The organism is Streptomyces bambusae (genome assembly GCF_020532645.1).
GTDB lineage: Bacteria > Actinomycetota > Actinomycetes > Streptomycetales > Streptomycetaceae > Streptomyces > Streptomyces bambusae.
The window spans coordinates 14,503-30,346 of record NZ_JAJAUZ010000005.1 but is presented as its reverse complement, the minus strand read 5'-3'; the positions used below and the strand labels follow the sequence as shown (position 1 = coordinate 30,346).

At 72.9% G+C, this 15,844-nt stretch carries 17 protein-coding genes; 10 read left to right on the top strand and 7 right to left on the bottom strand.

The annotated features are described in order from the left end of the window. The first annotated feature begins 53 nt into the window (after positions 1-53). On the top strand, positions 54-479 hold the full coding sequence (locus tag LG634_RS05110; RefSeq protein WP_226732398.1) for a tyrosinase family oxidase copper chaperone: 426 nt from the start codon (positions 54-56) through the stop codon (positions 477-479). Between the two features lie 45 nt (positions 480-524). Next, complete coding sequence (locus tag LG634_RS05105) at positions 525-1,388, top strand: tyrosinase family protein (RefSeq protein WP_226732397.1); 864 nt, start codon at positions 525-527, stop codon at positions 1,386-1,388. Between the two features lie 92 nt (positions 1,389-1,480). Here LG634_RS05105 and LG634_RS05100 read toward each other — a convergent pair whose 3' ends face one another. Beyond that, positions 1,481-1,753 carry a chaplin gene (locus LG634_RS05100; RefSeq protein ID WP_226732396.1) on the bottom strand — a complete coding sequence of 91 codons (273 nt, stop codon included), beginning with the start codon at positions 1,751-1,753 and terminating at the stop codon, positions 1,481-1,483. A 95-nt stretch (positions 1,754-1,848) separates the two neighbouring features. Continuing rightward, positions 1,849-2,154: a hypothetical protein gene (locus LG634_RS05095; protein ID WP_226732395.1), complete on the bottom strand. Its 306-nt coding sequence runs from the start codon at positions 2,152-2,154 to the stop codon at positions 1,849-1,851. 192 nt (positions 2,155-2,346) lie between these two features. Here LG634_RS05095 and LG634_RS05090 point away from each other — a divergent pair, with 192 nt between their 5' ends. Beyond that, complete coding sequence (locus tag LG634_RS05090) at positions 2,347-3,840, top strand: carboxylesterase/lipase family protein (RefSeq protein ID WP_226732394.1); 1,494 nt, start codon at positions 2,347-2,349, stop codon at positions 3,838-3,840. Between the two features lie 52 nt (positions 3,841-3,892). Here the strand turns inward: LG634_RS05090 and LG634_RS05085 are convergent, their stop codons facing one another. After that, positions 3,893-5,029 carry an alpha/beta hydrolase gene (locus tag LG634_RS05085; RefSeq protein ID WP_226732393.1) on the bottom strand — a complete coding sequence of 379 codons (1,137 nt, stop codon included), beginning with the start codon at positions 5,027-5,029 and terminating at the stop codon, positions 3,893-3,895. Between the two features lie 424 nt (positions 5,030-5,453). On the opposite strand from LG634_RS05085, the gene LG634_RS05080 reads away from it, so the two are divergent. Further along, a complete protein-coding gene (locus LG634_RS05080) occupies positions 5,454-6,575 on the top strand; it encodes an SIS domain-containing protein (RefSeq protein ID WP_226732392.1) in 1,122 nt (373 codons plus the stop codon). Here LG634_RS05080 and LG634_RS05075 read toward each other — a convergent pair. From LG634_RS05075 to LG634_RS05065, 3 genes are all read right to left on the bottom strand, one after another. Then, positions 6,497-7,228 (bottom strand): SIR2 family NAD-dependent protein deacylase, encoded by a 732-nt coding sequence (locus LG634_RS05075; protein ID WP_226732391.1) that lies wholly within the window; start codon positions 7,226-7,228, stop codon positions 6,497-6,499. The genes LG634_RS05080 and LG634_RS05075 overlap by 79 nt on opposite strands. A gap of 150 nt (positions 7,229-7,378) precedes the next feature. Next, the gene (locus LG634_RS05070; protein ID WP_226732390.1) at positions 7,379-7,768 is read right to left on the bottom strand and encodes an STAS domain-containing protein; all 390 of its coding nucleotides are present in this window, start codon (positions 7,766-7,768) and stop codon (positions 7,379-7,381) included. 104 nt (positions 7,769-7,872) lie between these two features. After that, positions 7,873-8,406: a GNAT family N-acetyltransferase gene (locus LG634_RS05065; RefSeq protein WP_226732389.1), complete on the bottom strand. Its 534-nt coding sequence runs from the start codon at positions 8,404-8,406 to the stop codon at positions 7,873-7,875. A gap of 182 nt (positions 8,407-8,588) precedes the next feature. Here LG634_RS05065 and LG634_RS05060 point away from each other — a divergent pair, with 182 nt between their 5' ends. Next, complete coding sequence (locus tag LG634_RS05060) at positions 8,589-9,083, top strand: VOC family protein (protein ID WP_226732388.1); 495 nt, start codon at positions 8,589-8,591, stop codon at positions 9,081-9,083. Between the two features lie 403 nt (positions 9,084-9,486). After that, entirely contained in the window at positions 9,487-10,446 is a 960-nt protein-coding gene (locus LG634_RS05055) for a nitroreductase/quinone reductase family protein (protein ID WP_226732387.1), read from the top strand. An 11-nt stretch (positions 10,447-10,457) separates the two neighbouring features. On the opposite strand, the gene LG634_RS05050 is transcribed toward LG634_RS05055, so the two are convergent. Beyond that, entirely contained in the window at positions 10,458-11,705 is a 1,248-nt protein-coding gene (locus tag LG634_RS05050) for a saccharopine dehydrogenase family protein (RefSeq protein ID WP_226732386.1), read from the bottom strand. A 162-nt stretch (positions 11,706-11,867) separates the two neighbouring features. On the opposite strand from LG634_RS05050, the gene LG634_RS05045 reads away from it, so the two are divergent. The 4 genes from LG634_RS05045 to LG634_RS05030 all read left to right on the top strand — a co-directional run bounded on the left by LG634_RS05045 (position 11,868) and on the right by LG634_RS05030 (position 15,841). Further along, positions 11,868-12,575 carry a TetR/AcrR family transcriptional regulator gene (locus LG634_RS05045; RefSeq protein ID WP_226732385.1) on the top strand — a complete coding sequence of 236 codons (708 nt, stop codon included), beginning with the start codon at positions 11,868-11,870 and terminating at the stop codon, positions 12,573-12,575. Positions 12,576-12,737: 162 nt separating this feature from the next. Further along, positions 12,738-14,084: a discoidin domain-containing protein gene (locus tag LG634_RS05040; protein WP_226732384.1), complete on the top strand. Its 1,347-nt coding sequence runs from the start codon at positions 12,738-12,740 to the stop codon at positions 14,082-14,084. A gap of 55 nt (positions 14,085-14,139) precedes the next feature. Further along, on the top strand, positions 14,140-15,108 hold the full coding sequence (locus tag LG634_RS05035; RefSeq protein WP_308072288.1) for a TolB family protein: 969 nt from the start codon (positions 14,140-14,142) through the stop codon (positions 15,106-15,108). Between the two features lie 46 nt (positions 15,109-15,154). Then, positions 15,155-15,841: a (2Fe-2S)-binding protein gene (locus LG634_RS05030; RefSeq protein ID WP_226732383.1), complete on the top strand. Its 687-nt coding sequence runs from the start codon at positions 15,155-15,157 to the stop codon at positions 15,839-15,841. Positions 15,842-15,844 lie beyond the last annotated feature (3 nt).

Genomic DNA, 15,844 nt, shown 5'->3' with positions numbered 1-15,844 from the left:
ACCGCCGCGTTAGACCGCCAGAGGCGGTCAACGACGCGACCCGAGGAGAACCCATGCGCCCGTACCCCACCCGGTGCAACCCGCGCACCGCCGCGGCCGTACTCACCCGCCGCGCGGTGCTGCGCACCGTGTTCACGGCTGGCGTGGTCTCGGCCACCGCGGCGGCCCTCGCGCCCGTGTTCCGCTCGCGGCGCACCGTGGCGCCCGCCGCCACCCCCGGCCCGCGGCCCGCCCCGCTCTTCGAGGAGACCTACCGGGGCCGGCACATCAGCGCCGCCCCGGCCGCCGACGGCTCCCGCGGCGGGCTCGACGTACGGATCGACGGCCGGCCCCTGCACGTCATGCGCCGCGCCGACGGCAGCTACCTCAGCGGGGTCAACCACTTCGAGTCCTTCGACAGCCCGCTGGACCTCGCGCGCGCCGCCGTCGACGAGCTCGGATCCGTCCGCCTCGCCGCCGCACCCGCCCACCACGGCTGAACACAGCCGCCACCCGACACCACGGCCGCAAGGGGAACCGCCCGCGTGTACACCCGCCAGAACCAGAAGAACCTCACGAGCGCCCAGCGCAAACGCTTCGTCGCCGCCGTCCTGGAACTCAAGCGCAACGGCACCTACGACGAGTTCGTCCGCACCCACGACCGGTACTTCGTGCCGGACGACGAAGACGGCCTGCGGGTGGGACACATGTCCCCGTCGTTCTTCCCCTGGCACCGCCGCTACCTGCTCGACTTCGAGCGGGCCCTCCGGGACCTGGACCCCACCGTGTCCGTCCCGTACTGGGACTGGACCACCGACCGCAGCCCCGCCTCCTCCCTGTGGGGCGAGGACTTCATGGGCGGCACCGGACGCGGACCCGACCGCAAGGTCGACACCGGCCCGTTCGCCCACGACCGCGGCAACTGGGAGATCACCGTCGGCGTCACCGAGGCCCGCTACCTGACCCGCAACCTCGGCCGCCCGCACAAGCCGATCACCCTGCCCACGGCCGAAGAGCTGAAGTGGGCGATCGACGAGCCGGCGTACGACGTCTCCCCGTGGGACTCCCGGGCCTCCGGCAGCTTCCGCAACAAGCTGGAGGGCTGGGCCCGCAACGGCGCCGAGCGGTGGAGCAACCACAACAAGGTCCACCAGTGGATCGGCGGCCACATGACCGGCGGCACCGCCCCCAACGACCCCGTGTTCTGGCTGCACCACGCCTTCGTGGACCTGATCTGGGACCGCTGGCAGGCCCGCCACCCGGGCTCCGGCTACCTGCCCGCCGCCCCGCTCGACCGCTGGGACCGCCAGCGCGGCCGCGTGCTGACCCGGGACGACCCGATGCCCCCGTGGAACGTCACCCCCGCCCAGCTCATGAGCCACAAGGGCATCTACCGGTACGAGGTCTGACCGCCCGCGGCCCCCGCCCGCGGCGCAGACGGAACGGCCCCCCTCCGCAGGCTGCGGAGGGGGGCCGTACGACGTGATCCGTCAGCCGGCGATCAGTCGCCGTAGGCGGCCTTCTCGTCGTGGTCCGAGACGTTGGCGCAGTTGTTGCCGAAGGCCGGGTTCAGGAGGCCGATCACGCTGATCGCGTTGCCACACACGTTCACCGGGACGTGGACCGGGACCTGAACGACGTTGCCCGAGCCGACGCCGGGGGAGCCGATCGCAGCGCCGTGCGCTCCGGCATCGGCAACGGCCAGACCGGCGCCGGCGGCCAGAACACTACCGGCGGCAGCGGTGACGGCCGCCGCCTTCGCGATACGCGACATCGAGTATCTCCTTGAGAGCTGAAGAACCGCGGGGAACCCGCGGCGTTGACATGGCATACAACGCAGCCGCGGCCTCATGGTCACGGCCGCTGGTCCTACCTGGTGACGGGGAATTCCACCGAGCCGAAACCGGGCACGATCCGGCTGCCCCCGGCGGCCACCACCGCGACCGGCGAACCGCTGCAGTCCGGCGTCGCGTACAGCACCGCCGGCCGCCCCGTCCGGTTCACCACGCCCTGCCCCGCGCCGCCCGATGCGGGCACGCAGCCCTCGGTCGTCCGCACGACGTGGACCTTGTCGTCGGTCCCCAGGTACTGGAACTCCGGACCGGCGGCATGGGCCGGAGCGGCGCCCGCCGCGGCGGCCGCCGCAGCCAGCAGGAGGGTGGTGTGGAAACGCATGGAAGCCTCGCGGTGTCCGTGGGATCGGGGGATCGGCGCTGCCGACGGCGGACCGGCACCCGGCCGCCCTTGGCTCAACCACCCGTCCGGACGCAGGTCACGCCACGTCACCCGTTGGGGCAACTGGCGGCACCGGCCGCGGGATGCTGGGATGGGCGGCACGGCAGTACGCAGGAGAGCAGGGAGTGTCCTATGGAGAACGCGCAGCCCGAGGTCACGACCACCCACGGCCGGGTCCGGGGCCGCACCGAGGACGGCATCGCCGTCTTCCGCGGCATCCCGTACGCGGCTCCCCCGTTCGGCCCCTTGCGCTTCGCCGCACCCGTACCGCCCAAGCCCTGGGAGGTCATCCGCGAGACCGCCGTCTACGGACCCACCGCGCCCAAGGTCCCGCACACCCCGCCGTACGACGGCCTGCTGCCCGACCCGTCCGTGCCCGGCGACGGCTGCCTCAACCTGAACGTGTGGACCCCCGCCCCGGACCGCGGCGCCCGGCTGCCGGTCATGGTGTGGATCCACGGCGGCGCCTTCACCCGAGGCTCCTCCGCGGTGCCCGTCTACAACGGCCGGGCCTTCGCCCGCGACGGGGTCGTGCTGGTCACCGTGAACTACCGGCTGGGCGTCGAGGGCTTCGGCGTCTTCCCGGACGCACCCCAGAACCGCGGCCTGCGCGACCAGATCGCCGCCCTCGAATGGGTCCGCGACAACATCGCGGCCTTCGGCGGCGACCCCGCCCGCGTCACCCTGTTCGGCGAATCGGCCGGCGCCATCAGCATCGGCGCCCTGCTGGCCGCCCCCCGCGCCCGGGGCCTCTACGCCCGCGCGGTCCTGCAGAGCGGCGCCCCCGAGGCACTGCCCCGCGACACCGTCCGCGCCATGGTCCGCCGGATGGCCGGCAGCCTGAAGGTGCCCGCCACCGCCGCCGCCTTCGCCGCCGCCGACCGCGGCGCCGTGCTCGCCGCCCAGGCCGCCGCCCTGCGCCGCTCCGGCCCGCTGATCGGCGGCCCGGCCTTCGGCATCGTCGTCGACGGCGACGTGCTCCCGGAGGACCCGCGGACCGCGCTGGCGGCCGGCCGGGCCGCCGAGGGGATCCCGCTTCTGCTGGGCTGGACCACCGAGGAGTACCGGCTCTGGCTGGCGCCCACCGGGCTGCTGCCCCGCCTGAACCGGCTGGGCCCGCTCACCCTCGGGTTCGGGATGTTGCGCTCCGGCCGCAGCCTCGCCGAGGTGCGCGCGCGGCGCGCGGCCCAGCCCGGCGAGGGAGCCGGCGACGTGATCGGGCAGCTGCTCACCGACCACCTGCTGCGTGATCCGCTGCGCGAGCTGGCCCGCTCCCGGACCGGGACGCCCTGCCACGTGTACGAGTTCGCCTGGACGTCCGGCGTCGAGGGCATGGGCGCCTGCCACGCCCTGGAGCTCGGGTTCGTCTTCGACACCCTGGACGTGCCCGAGTCGTCCTGGCTGGCCGGGCCGGAGGCGCCGCAGGAGCTCGCGGACCGGATGCACGCGGCCTGGGTGCGGTTCGCCACCGACGGCGACCCCGGCTGGCCGGCCTGGGACTCCGCGGAGCGCCCGTACCGCTTCGACGCGGCCCCGGTGCGGGGCCGGCGGTCCGGCCAGGGACCGGCCGGCACGACCCGCCCGCCGGCCGGCACCGCCTCCGGCGCGGACGACGTGCTCGTCTGACCGGCCCGGGTACGGGCACACGCCCCGCACGCACCCGGACCGCTGGGCGGGGTCAGTCGGAGACCGGGCCCGCCATGTGCCTGCTGATCCACTGGATGGAGCCCTCGCCCATCGCGGGCACGTACGTCTTCGCGTTGTGCCGGCCGCCCTGGATCACGTTCAGGTGGGTGTGGACCGGGCCCTTGCCGTAGGTGGCGATGAACTTCTTCACGTTCGGCAGGGTGTTCGCATTGCTCTCGTTGGTGCCGACCTGGAAGGCGAGGTAGACGTCCGGGCCCTTGCGGGCGATCAGCTCCTTGGCCAGCAGCTCCGGGTTGTTCGCCGCCTTCTCCTGCTCGTGGCCCTTCCACAGCGGGGAGTCCGGGACGATGTCCGGGCCGGAGGCGATCACGGCCTTGAACTTGTCCGGGTGCTTCAGCACCGCCTTCAGGCCCGCGAACCCGCCCGTGGAGGAGCCCATGAAGGCCCACCCGTCACGCGAGTCGATGGTGCGGAAGTTCTCCCGCATCAGGTCCGGGACGTCCTCGGTCAGCCAGGTGCCCATCTTCGGCTGACCGGGGATGTCCGAGCCATCCCAGTAGATGCCGTTGTCGTCGGGCGCCGGGTTGAGCACCGGCATCGCGAGCAGGAACGGCTTGCTCTTCCCCTCCGAGTACCACCGGGAGATGCTCGTCTGGAGGCCCAGGTCGGTGCCCATCCAGTAGTTGCTCGGGAAGCCGGGGCCGCCGGGCAGGGCGATCATCACCGGGAAGCCGCTGTTCGCGAACTCCTTCTCGCCGTACTCCTTCGGTGCCCAGACCCACACCTTGCCCTTGAAACCGGACTTCTTGCCGTCGAACGTGGTCACCGCCACGTGCGTGCCGTCCGGCAGCGTCATCGAGTTCTTGAAGTCGGCGGCCGGCCCGGTCGGCATCAGCACCTGCGACTTCCGCCCCGGCTGCTTCCCGCCGCCGCCCGTCTTCGGGGGGCCGGTGTGCGTCCGGTCGGCCGGGGCACCGAACGAGACCGGGTCGCCCTTGTCGGTGAACGGGGGTATCTCGTAGTACGCCATCACCTGCCAGGCGATCACGCCGACGGCGGCCGTGGCGGCGCCGGCGATCACCCAGCGCCGAGCGCGGCGGGGGCGGCGGCCCTCGGGCCGGTGCTCGTGGGGTGCGCCCTGAGGTGCGCCGTGGGGTGCGTACGACATCTTCTGACTGCTCCGGACTGTGCTTCTTCGGGTTCCGTCCTGAAGATGTCGATCAGGCGCCGCAGGTTGCCCGCTTTTCCTTCTCTTGGGGTGATGCAGGGCAGGACCTTGCCCGCCGGCCCGTTCCGGCTCGCTCCGGCCCGCGCGACGGCGGGCGGACCGGCGCCCGGGAGCACGGGCGGGAGCGTGCGCGGCGCACGGCTGCGCGACCCACGCGGGACAAGACGGCCAGGTGAGGCCGGTGATGCCCGGGACCCGGGGCCCGCCGGGTCCCGGGTCCCGGCATGTTCGCGTGTCACTCGCCCCGCACATGCTCCAACCCGACCGCCCGCACCCCTACTGCCCGGACCTGCCCTGCGTCATCGTCGGACCCTACGCACAGCCGACCGCTGCCCGAAGTCCGCGCTGCCGAAAGGAAAACCGCATGTCCGGATCCCGCATCACGTTCCTCCAGGGCCAGGCCGGCCAGGGCGCCGCCCTGGAACGCATCACCGCCCGGGTCCGCCGCACCCTCGCCGAACCCGGCATGGCCAGGCTGCGCACCGCCCGCCGCCCCCTGTTCACCGGCATCGGAGCCTCGTACGCCGCCCTCGCCCTGCCCGTCCAACAACTGCGCCGGCACGGCGTGTTCGCCCAACGCGTGCTCGCCAGCGAGATCGGTGACGGCCCCCGCGGCTTCGACACCGACGCACTGATCGCCATCTCGCAGGGCGGGCGCAGCTCCGAGACCCTCGCCGCCTTCCGCAGCGCACCCGACGAGACGAAGACCGCCGTCGTCAACGCGGCCTCCTCACCGCTGGGCCGGCTCGCCGACCGCGTCGTGCACCTCGGCGGCGAACCCGACTCGCTGGCCTCCACCGTCGGCTACACCGGCACCCTCGTCGCCCTCGACCTGATCACCGGCGCCCTCACCGGCCGGCCCCGGCACGAGGACGGCTGGGCGCACATCGCAGCCCGCACCGACGCCGTCCGCCGCCACGCCGCAGCCGTCGTCACCGGCCTCCGCCGGCGCGCCGCGCAGTGCATCGCCGCCGACGTGGTCGCCGCCGGCACCTCCCGGGCCTCCGCCGAGGAAGGCGCGCTCCTGCTGCGCGAGGTCGCCCGGATGGCAGCGACCGCCGCCGCCACCCGGAACTACCTCCACGGCTCCATGGAATCCGCCGGGAACACCCTGCACGTGATCATCGGCGCGGGCCGGGAGATCCCCCTCGCCCGCTCCCTCGCCGCCGCCGGCCACTGCACCCTGCTGATCACCACCGCCCGCGTCGAACCCGCCGAGCACCTCTTCACCGTCCGGCTGCCCGGTGCCGCCGAGGCACCCCGAGTGGTCCTGGAAGCGGTGGTCCTCCAGGAACTCGCCGCCCAGCTGGGCGCCGAGCGCGGCATCCCCGTCGGCTCGTCCGTCTTCCGGCACACCGACACCAAGGAGGACACCCCGCCGGCCGCCGCCCACGAATCCCTCGCGGATCAGGCCTCGCTTGTCAGCCGGGCCAGCAGCGCCGGCAGCGCCGTGCCGATCGGCTCCCGGATCACCTCGGCGGCCTGATCGTCGTACGGCGTGGGATCGGCGTTCACGATGATCAGCCGCGCCCCGCCGTCCGCCGCAATGCCCGCCAGCGAGGCGGCGGGCTGCACCTGGAGGGTCGTACCGACCGCGATGAAAACGGTGCAGCCCTTCGCCACGGCCATCGCCTGGCCCAGCACCACCGGGTCCAAGCGCTCGCCGAACATCACCACCGCCGCCTTCAGCACCCCGCCGCAGGCCCGGCACGCCGGATCCGCCTCGCCGGCCGCCACCCGGTCCAGCGCCTCCGCCATCGGGGACCGGGCGTGGCACCGGGTACAGGTCACGGCACGGGCGGTGCCGTGCAGCTCCAGCACCTTGCGCTCGGACACGCCGGCCAGCTGGTGCAGTCCGTCCACGTTCTGGGTGAGCACCCGGACCGCGACCCCGCTGTGCTCCAGCGCCGCCACCGCCCGGTGCGCGGCGTTCGGCTGCGCGGCCAGCGCCCCGACCTCGCGCCGCAGCTGCCAGGAGGCGCGGCGCACCTCGGGATCCGCCATGTACGCGTCGTACGTCACCAGCTTCTCGGCGCCGGGATCACGGCGCCACAGGCCGTTCGGTCCGCGGTAGTCCGGGATGCCCGAATCCGTGGAGATGCCGGCTCCACTGAGGATGGCGACAAGAGGTTTGCCCATGGCGGGAGGGTAAGGAGGCGGAGGGGCGGGAGCGAAAGGGTTTTCCGGGACGGGACGTGACGGGACGTGACGGGACGTGACGGGACGTGACGGGACGTGACGGGACGTGAGGGGGCGGGGCGGGGCGAGGCGGCGGGCCGCCCGGCGGGGTCAGCTGCCGGTGGGCCAGGCGTCCGTGCGCCATTCGCGGGCGGCACCGGACGGGTCCCCGTGGCGGGCGAGGGCCGACTCCAGGTCGCGGTGGACGGGGATCGGCGGGTGCGAGCCGTCCGGGGCGAGCGCGCCCTCGGCCGGCACCGCGGCCAGCTCCAGGGCCCGGCCGCCGGCGGCCAGCCGCCGCGCCGCCTCGGCGACGGCCGTGCGGCCGCCCGCGGACCAGCCGCGCAGCTCGGTCAGGTCCAGGACGACCGGGCCGGTGCCGCGGGCCAGGGCCCAGCCCACCGCTCCGGTGAACCGTCCGGTCGCGTCCGGGCCGAGATATCCGGCCAGCGAGAGGACTCCCAGGCCCTGCTGGGTGGTGTAGCGCCACTCGATGGTCATGCGTCGTGCCTCGTTCCTGCGGGTGGGGGTGGTGCGCGACGTGCGGGTCGGACGCGGGGGTGGGTGGTGCGGGTGCTGCGAGGGGTGGTGTGCGGGCGGGCCGGTCAGGCCGCGTATTCGGTGAGGTCGATGCCGTGCACCAGGAGCGGGTGGCCGTACTCCGGGTGGACCGTCTCGCGCTCCAGGGCCAGACCGAGCTTGCGCATGACGTTGAGGGAGGCGGTGTTCTGCGGGTTGCAGATGCTGACCAGGCGCTCCAGGCCGCGGTCCTGCAGGGCGAACTCCAGCGAGGCGTGCGCGGCCTCGGAGGCGTAGCCCTGGCCCCAGAACGGGCGGCCGAGCCGCCAGCCGATCTCGACCTCGTGGCTCAGCTCCGGGAGGAAGTGCGGCACCGACAGGCCGGTGAAGCCGGCCAGCTCGCCCGAGCCGAGGAGCTCGACGGCGAACAGCCCGAAACCTTCGTCGTCCCACTCCTCCTCCCACCGCTCGATCGCCTCCGCGGTCCGGTCCACGTCCAGGACGGAACCGTCGCGGATCCAGCGCATGACTGCGGGGTCGGCGTGGATCTCGGCCATGGCGGTCACGTCCTCCTCGCGCCAGCGGCGGAGCAGGAGACGGGGGGTGTAGATCTCGGTCATGGGCCCCATCCTCTCCAATTCACCGCCCGGCCGGAAATCGACCCTGAATGCGGAGCCCGCCGTCCGGTATGTGAGCAGCGGCGGGGCCATACGAGTGGGTGCGGACGTGTTTCCGGCCGCCGGGCGGTCCATCCCGATAAGACCGCTACAGGAACGATGCGAACGATGCGAAGGAGAGAATCATGACCCTCGGGAATTCCGGTGACGGATTCACCACCTGTCTGTGGTTCGACGGGCAGGCCGAGGAAGCCGCCGCCCACTATCTGTCGATCTTCGAGAATTCCCGGCTGGGCCGGATCGGCCGCTACACGGAAGCGGGTCCGGGACCGGCCGGTTCGGTACTCGCCGTGGAATTCACGCTCAACGGCCAGAAGTTCGTCGCGATCAACGGCGGACCCGAGTTCACGTTCAACGAAGCCGTCTCGTTCCAGATCCACTGCGCCGACCAGGAGGAGGTCGACCACTACTGGGACCGGCTCACCGCGGACGGCGGTCAGGGGGTGGCCTGCGGCTGGCTCAAGGACAAGTACGGAGTGTCCTGGCAGGTCGTGCCCGGCATCGTCGTCGACCTGATCGGCGACGAGGACCCGGAGCGGGCCGCCCGCACGACCGCCGCCATGCTGAAGATGGTCAAGTTCGACATCGCCGCACTGCAGAAGGCGTACGACGGGGAGTGAGCCCGGCCCCGGGGTGACCGGGGCCCGGGAGAACCGGCGTTGACACGCCGGGCCGTTGAGGGTTGTATGGGGAAAGGTGCTGTGTGGCACCGGCCAAAGAGCAGTGGGCCGGCCGGTCGTCGGGCAAGCACCTTTCACACAGGGGGCGATGTCATGAGTACTCACTCCGCCTAGCCGCGTAGCCGCCCGGTTGCCTTGTGGTGCAACCGCCTTGCTGCGCTGCCCGTAGCCGCGAAGCCCGCGGCATTCGGCGCGTACGACATCCAGCGTGCACGGCACGAGCGTCTTGGAGCGCCGTGCCGTCCCGCTTCATTCTCATCTGCCGCCGTGCGCGCGTCCGTCCGGACGTGCCGGCGCCATTCCTCACACGAGTCCGGAGACTTCCACCGTCATGTCCTCTTCCGTGTCCACTGAATCCCCCGACCCCGCCTTCGCCGATTTCAACCAGCGCGTCATCGAAGAATTCCGCGCGGGCGGAGGAAAGGTCGGAGGCCCCTTCGAAGGCGGCGACCTGCTGCTGCTCACCACCGTCGGAGCCCGCTCCGGCACCGAACACACCGTCCCGCTCGGCTACGTACGGGACGGCGGCGTGCTCTTCGTCATCGGCTCGGCGGGCGGCGCCGACCGGCACCCCGCCTGGTACCACAACCTCCTCGCCCACCCGATGGTCCGGGTCGAGCTCGGGACCGAGGAGTTCGAGGCCGTCGCCGTGCCCGCCGAGGGCGAGCAGCACGCCCGGCTGTTCGCCGCGGCCGTACGCACCGCCCCCGGCTACGGCGACTACCAGCGGCAGACCCGGCGGGTCCTGCCGGTGGTGATGCTGCAGAGCGCCGGGGTGCAGGCGCAGGCCGCAGCCACGAACATGGCCGAGAAGCTCGTCGAGATCCACGGCTGGCTGCGGGCCCAGCTGGGGCACGTACGGGACGAGGCGACGGCCCACTTCGCCGCGCGCGCCGCGCACCGGGGGAAGGGCGCCCCGCCCGCGCCGGGTCTCGGACTCCAACTGCGCCAGCACTGCCTGGCCTTCTGCGAGTCGCTGGAGTTCCACCACACCGCGGAGGACGCACACGTCTTCCCCGCGCTGGAGGCGCAGTACGCCCATCTCGCGGCGCCGCTCGCCCGGTTGCGGGAGGAGCACCGGACGGTCGCCCGGATCAAGGCGGAGCTGCTGGCCCTGCTCGGGGGCATCGCGGAGAGCGAAGCGGAGCCGTTCCTCGCCGATCTCGACCGGATGGCCAGGGAGTTGACCGCCCACCTGGACTACGAGGAGGAGTCCCTGATCCCGGTGCTCGCCGAGATCCCGTTCCCGCCGGCGGGCGGACCCGGCGGACCGGGCGGGCCGGGCGGGTCCGGGGCGCGGTAGCCGCCCGGCGTCTACTGCTCGCGCATTCCCCACGGCGACCCGTACGCCGTGAGCAGGTCGAGGAAGGGGCGGGGCGGGAGTGCCTCCGGGCCGAGCACGCCCGCGCCGCCCCAGCGGCCGTCGGCGAGTAGCTCCAGGGCGACCACCGGGTTCACCGCCGTCTGCCAGACCACCGCCTGGGAGCCGTACTCGGCCATCGACCACTGGTTGTCGACCACGTGGTACAGGTACACCTCGCGCGCCCGGCCGTCCTTGACGCCCTTCACCCAGGTGCCGGCGCACGTCTTGCCGGTCATCCGGTCGCCGAGCGTGGCCGGGTCCGGGAGCGCCGCCGCCACCAGGTCGCGCGGCGCCACCCGGGCCGGGCCCTCACCGGTGCGGACCGTCACCGGCTCCGTACGGTCCAGGCCCAGCGCGTGCAGGGTCTTGAGCTTGTCGATGAAGTCGGCGCCCAGGCCGTACTTGAACGTGACCCGCCGGGCGTCCACCCAGCGCGGCACCAGCAGGACCTCCTCGTGCTCGACGTTCACGCACTCCACCGGCCCGATGCCCTCGGGGAAGTCGAACACCTCGGGCTCGCTGAACGGCTCCGTGGTGAACCAGCCGCGGTCCGCCTCGTAGACCACGGGCGGGTTCAGGCACTCCTCGATGGTGGTCCAGATGTTGAACGACGGGGCGAAGTCGTGGCCCTCGACCGTGAGGTTCGCGCCGTCGCGGATGCCGACCTCCTCGATCTCGTCGAACAGCTCGTCGGCCGCGTAGCGGGCGAACACGTCCGACAGCCCCGGCTCCACGCCCATGCCGACCAGCGCCAGCCGGCCCGCCTTCTCCCAGTCCGCCGCCCGCTCGAACTGCGCATCGCCGAGCTTGACCCCGGTCAGCTCGTACGGCCGCTCCGGGTGCGGGTACGACAGGGACATCGCCATGTCGATGTAGTGCGCGCCTCCCGCGAGCGCTGCCTGGAACAGCGGCATCACGAACCGGGGGTCGGTCGCGTTCAGGAGAACGTCGTAGCCGCCCTCGGCGAGGAGGGCCGTCACCGCGGGCTCGTCGGAGGCGTCGACGCGGACGGCGTCGAAGCGGGGTGAGGGGGCGGTCGTGCCGCCCGGCGGGGTGACCCCGGCGACCGAGGACACGGCGGCCTCGGCCCGGGACAGGTCGTAGTCGGCGACGGTGAAGCGGGTGAAGAAGGAGCGGCGGGCGGCGATCCGGGTGATGGCCGTACCGACACCGCCGGCACCGACGAGGAGAACACGCATGGGAGTACCTCACGATTTGTGCTGATGTGACCGGTGGGGCGCCTTGGAGGGTGATGTAACCCGCGGGGCCGCGATAACGTCAATGGTGTTGGCATAAGGCGCATGTGCGCACGGAGTGTAGTGGTGTCAATGCCCTCCGTGGCGGAGGGGAAGGGGTGTGCCATGGCCAAGCCCGTGGTGTCCGAGGCTGCGCGCCGGCGGCGCCGGCCGACGCGGAGCGGAACGGTGCTCTCGGAGGCGCTCATCGTCGAGACGGCGCTGCGGATGCTGCGCGAGCACGGGAGCGCCGGGCTCAGCGCGCGTCGCCTCGGTGCGGTGCTCGGCGCCGACCCCAGCACCCTGTACCGGTACTTCGGCGGCATGGACGAGCTGACCCGGGCCATCGGCGAGGAGCTGACCGGCCGGGCGCTCGACGGCTGGCGGCCCGGCGGGGACTGGCGGAGCGATCTGCGGGACCTCGGGCTGCGGATCCACCGGGCCTACCTCGCGCACCCGCAGGCCGCGGTCCTCACGGCCAGCCGGGTCACCGGCCGCCCCCGCGAGATCGCCGCGGACGAGGCGGTGCTCGGCGTGCTGCGCCGGGCCGGGTTCCCGGACGGGGCGGCCGTGCGGATCTACCACGCGTTCATCGACCAGAGCCTGGCGTTCGCGGCCCTGGACGCAGGCTCGCTGGCCCTCGCCGCGGAGACCCGGGAGGCGGACGAGGGGCTGTGGGAGACGACGTACGCGCATCTGCCGGCCGAGGCCTATCCCCACATCGCGGCCACGGCCCCGCTGCTGGCGGCGCGGATGAAGGACAGCGCGTATCCGGTGGCGCTGGAGATGCTGCTGGACAGCGCGGAGGGGGAGTTGGGGCGGGCAGGAGGCTGAAGGGCGCGCGGGCGGGAACCCGGCGACGAGGATTCCGACGGGTGCGTGGATGGAGGATTCCGAGGGTCCGGATCCCGTTCAGGGACTGGTAGTAAAGTTTCCTATTCGCTAGCATCCGGGCCGTGTCGTCGTCCTGAAAGACTCTCGGTCAGGGGTTCTCGGATGCGTGGATCTGTTCCGTTGTCGCAGGCGTCGGGGTTGCGTCCGTCGCGGGTGGTTCTGCTGCTGGTCGTCGTGGCGGCCCTGGTCGCGGGGCTGCTCCTCAGTCATTCCGCACGGGCCGGGGCGGCGGCCGATCCGCTCGTGTCGCGCGGCAAGCCCGCCGCCTCCTCGTCCGTGGAGACCTCCGCCTTCGGGCCGGAGAAGGCCTTCGACGGGGACCCCGCCACCCGCTGGGCGAGCGAGGAGGGGCGGGACCCGCAGTGGCTCCGCGTCGACCTCGGCGCCACCGCCCGGATCAGCCGGGTGAAGCTCAGCTGGGAAGCCGCGTACGCCAAGGCCTACCGGCTGGAGATCTCCGCCGACGGCGCCGCCTGGACCACACTGGCCCAGGAGACCGCAGGCAACGGCGGTACCGACGAGTGGACTTCGCTCTCCGGGACCGGCCGCTACCTGCGGATGTACGGCACCGCCCGCGGAACCGCCTACGGCTACTCGCTGTACGAGGCCGAGGTCTACGGCACCCTCGACGGCGGCACCCCGCCCACCGGCGCCTTCAGCGTCGTCGCGGCCGGCGACATCGCCGCCCAGTGCACCGCCTCCGACAGCGGGTGCGCCCACCCCAAGACGGCCGCCCTCGCCCGCCAGATCAACCCGAAGTTCTACCTCACGATGGGCGACAACCAGTACGACGACGCCCGGCTCGCCGACTTCCGCGCCTACTACGACAAGACCTGGGGCACCTTCAAGGCCAAGACCCGCCCGACGCCCGGCAACCACGAGACGTACGACCCCGCCGGACCGCTCGCCGGCTACAAGGCGTACTTCGGCGCCCTCGCCTACCCGCAGGGGAAGAGCTACTACAGCTACGACGAGGGCAACTGGCACTTCATCGCCCTCGACTCCAACTCCTTCGACCAGAAGGCCCAGATCGACTGGCTGAAGGCCGACCTCGCCGCCAACACCCGCACATGCATCGCCGCTTACTGGCACCACCCGCTGTTCTCCTCCGGCGGACACGGCAACGACCCGGTGAGCAAGCCCGTGTGGAAGATCCTCTACGGGGCGAAGGCGGACCTCGTGCTGAACGGGCACGACCACCACTACGAGCGGTTCGCGCCGCAGGACCCCGACGGGCGGGCCGCGGCGGACGGCATCACGGAGATCGTGGGCGGGATGGGAGGAGCCGATCCCTATCCGATCGAGAACGTTCGGCCCAACAGCCAGAAGCGGATCAGCGGCGGGTACGGGGTGGTGAAGCTGGACTTCAACGACGCCGGTTTCAGCTGGAGTTACATCGGGGTGGACGGCAAGGCGAAGGACACCAGCCCGGCGTACGGGTGCCACTGACGTGGGCGGGGGCGGGGAGGCGTCTGCGCTGCCGTTGGGTGCACGGGGGCGGGCCGTGGCTCTCGTGGTCGGGCTGGTCGTGCTCGCCGTGGTGGCGGTGGGGGCCGTGGTCCGGGGAGCGGAGGGGGCGGCCGGGCGGGAACAGCCGGAAGACCGTGGGTTCCGGTTGAGCGGGCCGGCGCTGTACTTCCGCGACGCGGGGACGGGGCGGGTGGCGTACGGGGACGTGGGCGGGGGCGTGAGCCGGACGGGGCGCCACCGTGGCGGGCCCCGGTGCGACCGGTTCCACGCCGCGGCCGGGACCGCCGTGTGCCTGCGGGCGGCGCCGGGGCTCTCGGCGCCGAGGACCCACGTGCTCGTGCTGGACCGGCGGATGCGGGAGGTACGGCGGGTGACGGTGCCCGGGGTTCCCAACCGGGCCCGGGTGTCGGCCTCCGGGCGCATGCTGTCGTGGACCGTGTTCGCGTCCGGGGACTCGTACGCGAGGGGAGGGTTCTCGACCCGGACGGGCGTCCTGGACCTGCGGACCGGGTACCTCGTGACGTCGATCGAGCAGATCCCGCTGTCCGTGGACGGGCGTCGCCACCATGCGCCCGACGTGAACTACTGGGGTGTCACCTTCGCCCGCGACGACAACCGCTTCTATGCGACCGTCGCCACGAAGGGGCGGACGTACCTCGTTGAAGGGGACGTGCGGAAGTGGTCGGCGAAGGCGCTGCGGAAGAACGTCGAGTGCCCTTCGTTGTCGCCCGACGGTACGAGGATCGCCTTCAAGAAGAAGGTGTCCGGCGACGCCGGCCGGCCCTGGCGGCTGCACGTACTCGACCTGCGGACCATGCGGGAGACTCCGCTCGCCGAGACCCGCAGCGTCGACGACCAGGCGGCCTGGCTGGACGCGCGGACGGTGGCGTACGCGCTGATGGGCAAGGGCACCCCGGACGTGTGGGCTGTTCCTGCGGACGGGACGGGGAAGGCCCGCATCCTCGTGCCGGGCGGGTCGTCGCCGGTGGCGGTGGCCGGGTGAGGGGACCCTCGGCTGAGGGCATGCCCGTGCCTGGATACTTCTGGGTGTGGAAGAGATCATGCGCGCGCTCGCGGCCGTCGGGCCGTTCTTCACTGCCGATGCGGGCGAGGGGGAGGGGTACCGGCCACTGACCGAGCTGTACGGGGACGGGCTCGCCGGGTACGTCGCCCAGGTCGGGCTGCGCATCGGCACCGGGCCGGACAAGGTGGCCGCTTCGACCGCGCACCTGGGCATCGCCTCCCGGCTGTGGTCGCTCGCGCTCGGCGCCGCGGCCCTCTCGGGGCAGGTCCCGGACCTGTCACCGGAGCGGGTCCACTGGCGGGTGCCGACGGGCGGCTCACTGGTGCTGGCCCTGCCGAAGCCGGTGGCGCTGCCGGGGCCGGTGGGGGACGGCCTGACGGCGGTGGCTGAAGCGAACCTGAACGTTCTGGACGAGGCGCTGCGGGGAGGCGGGTACGGGATCTCGCCGAAGGTCCTGCGCGGCAACTCCGCATCCGCGTTGGTGGGGGCCCTGAGGGTCCTCACCGGAGCGCTCCCCGGCACACCTCACGACCCCGTCCCGCTGGCGGCCTCCCTGCTGGACACCGGCCCCCTGGCGGGGACGGGCACCTTCATCCACGAGCAGGGCCTGGGCTTCGCGTTCATGCGCAACAGCTGCTGCCTGTACTACCGGGTGGAGGGCGGGGGGTACTGCGGGGATTGCGTGCTGAGGGGCCGGGGGCGGGGGAGGTGATGG

What these genes read in the sequence shown, in the direction of transcription:
- LG634_RS05110 (WP_226732398.1), top strand. Translation starts at nt 54, where the DNA reads ATGCGCCCGTACCCCACCCGGTGCAACCCGCGCACCGCCGCGGCCGTA.
- LG634_RS05100 (WP_226732396.1), bottom strand. Translation starts at nt 1,753, where the DNA reads ATGTCGCGTATCGCGAAGGCGGCGGCCGTCACCGCTGCCGCCGGTAGT.
- LG634_RS05095 (WP_226732395.1), bottom strand. Translation starts at nt 2,154, where the DNA reads ATGCGTTTCCACACCACCCTCCTGCTGGCTGCGGCGGCCGCCGCGGCG.
- LG634_RS05090 (WP_226732394.1), top strand. Translation starts at nt 2,347, where the DNA reads ATGGAGAACGCGCAGCCCGAGGTCACGACCACCCACGGCCGGGTCCGG.
- LG634_RS05085 (WP_226732393.1), bottom strand. Translation starts at nt 5,029, where the DNA reads ATGTCGTACGCACCCCACGGCGCACCTCAGGGCGCACCCCACGAGCAC.
- LG634_RS05080 (WP_226732392.1), top strand. Translation starts at nt 5,454, where the DNA reads ATGTCCGGATCCCGCATCACGTTCCTCCAGGGCCAGGCCGGCCAGGGC.
- LG634_RS05075 (WP_226732391.1), bottom strand. Translation starts at nt 7,228, where the DNA reads ATGGGCAAACCTCTTGTCGCCATCCTCAGTGGAGCCGGCATCTCCACG.
- LG634_RS05070 (WP_226732390.1), bottom strand. Translation starts at nt 7,768, where the DNA reads ATGACCATCGAGTGGCGCTACACCACCCAGCAGGGCCTGGGAGTCCTC.
- LG634_RS05065 (WP_226732389.1), bottom strand. Translation starts at nt 8,406, where the DNA reads ATGACCGAGATCTACACCCCCCGTCTCCTGCTCCGCCGCTGGCGCGAG.
- LG634_RS05060 (WP_226732388.1), top strand. Translation starts at nt 8,589, where the DNA reads ATGACCCTCGGGAATTCCGGTGACGGATTCACCACCTGTCTGTGGTTC.
- LG634_RS05050 (WP_226732386.1), bottom strand. Translation starts at nt 11,705, where the DNA reads ATGCGTGTTCTCCTCGTCGGTGCCGGCGGTGTCGGTACGGCCATCACC.
- LG634_RS05045 (WP_226732385.1), top strand. Translation starts at nt 11,868, where the DNA reads ATGGCCAAGCCCGTGGTGTCCGAGGCTGCGCGCCGGCGGCGCCGGCCG.
- LG634_RS05040 (WP_226732384.1), top strand. Translation starts at nt 12,738, where the DNA reads ATGCGTGGATCTGTTCCGTTGTCGCAGGCGTCGGGGTTGCGTCCGTCG.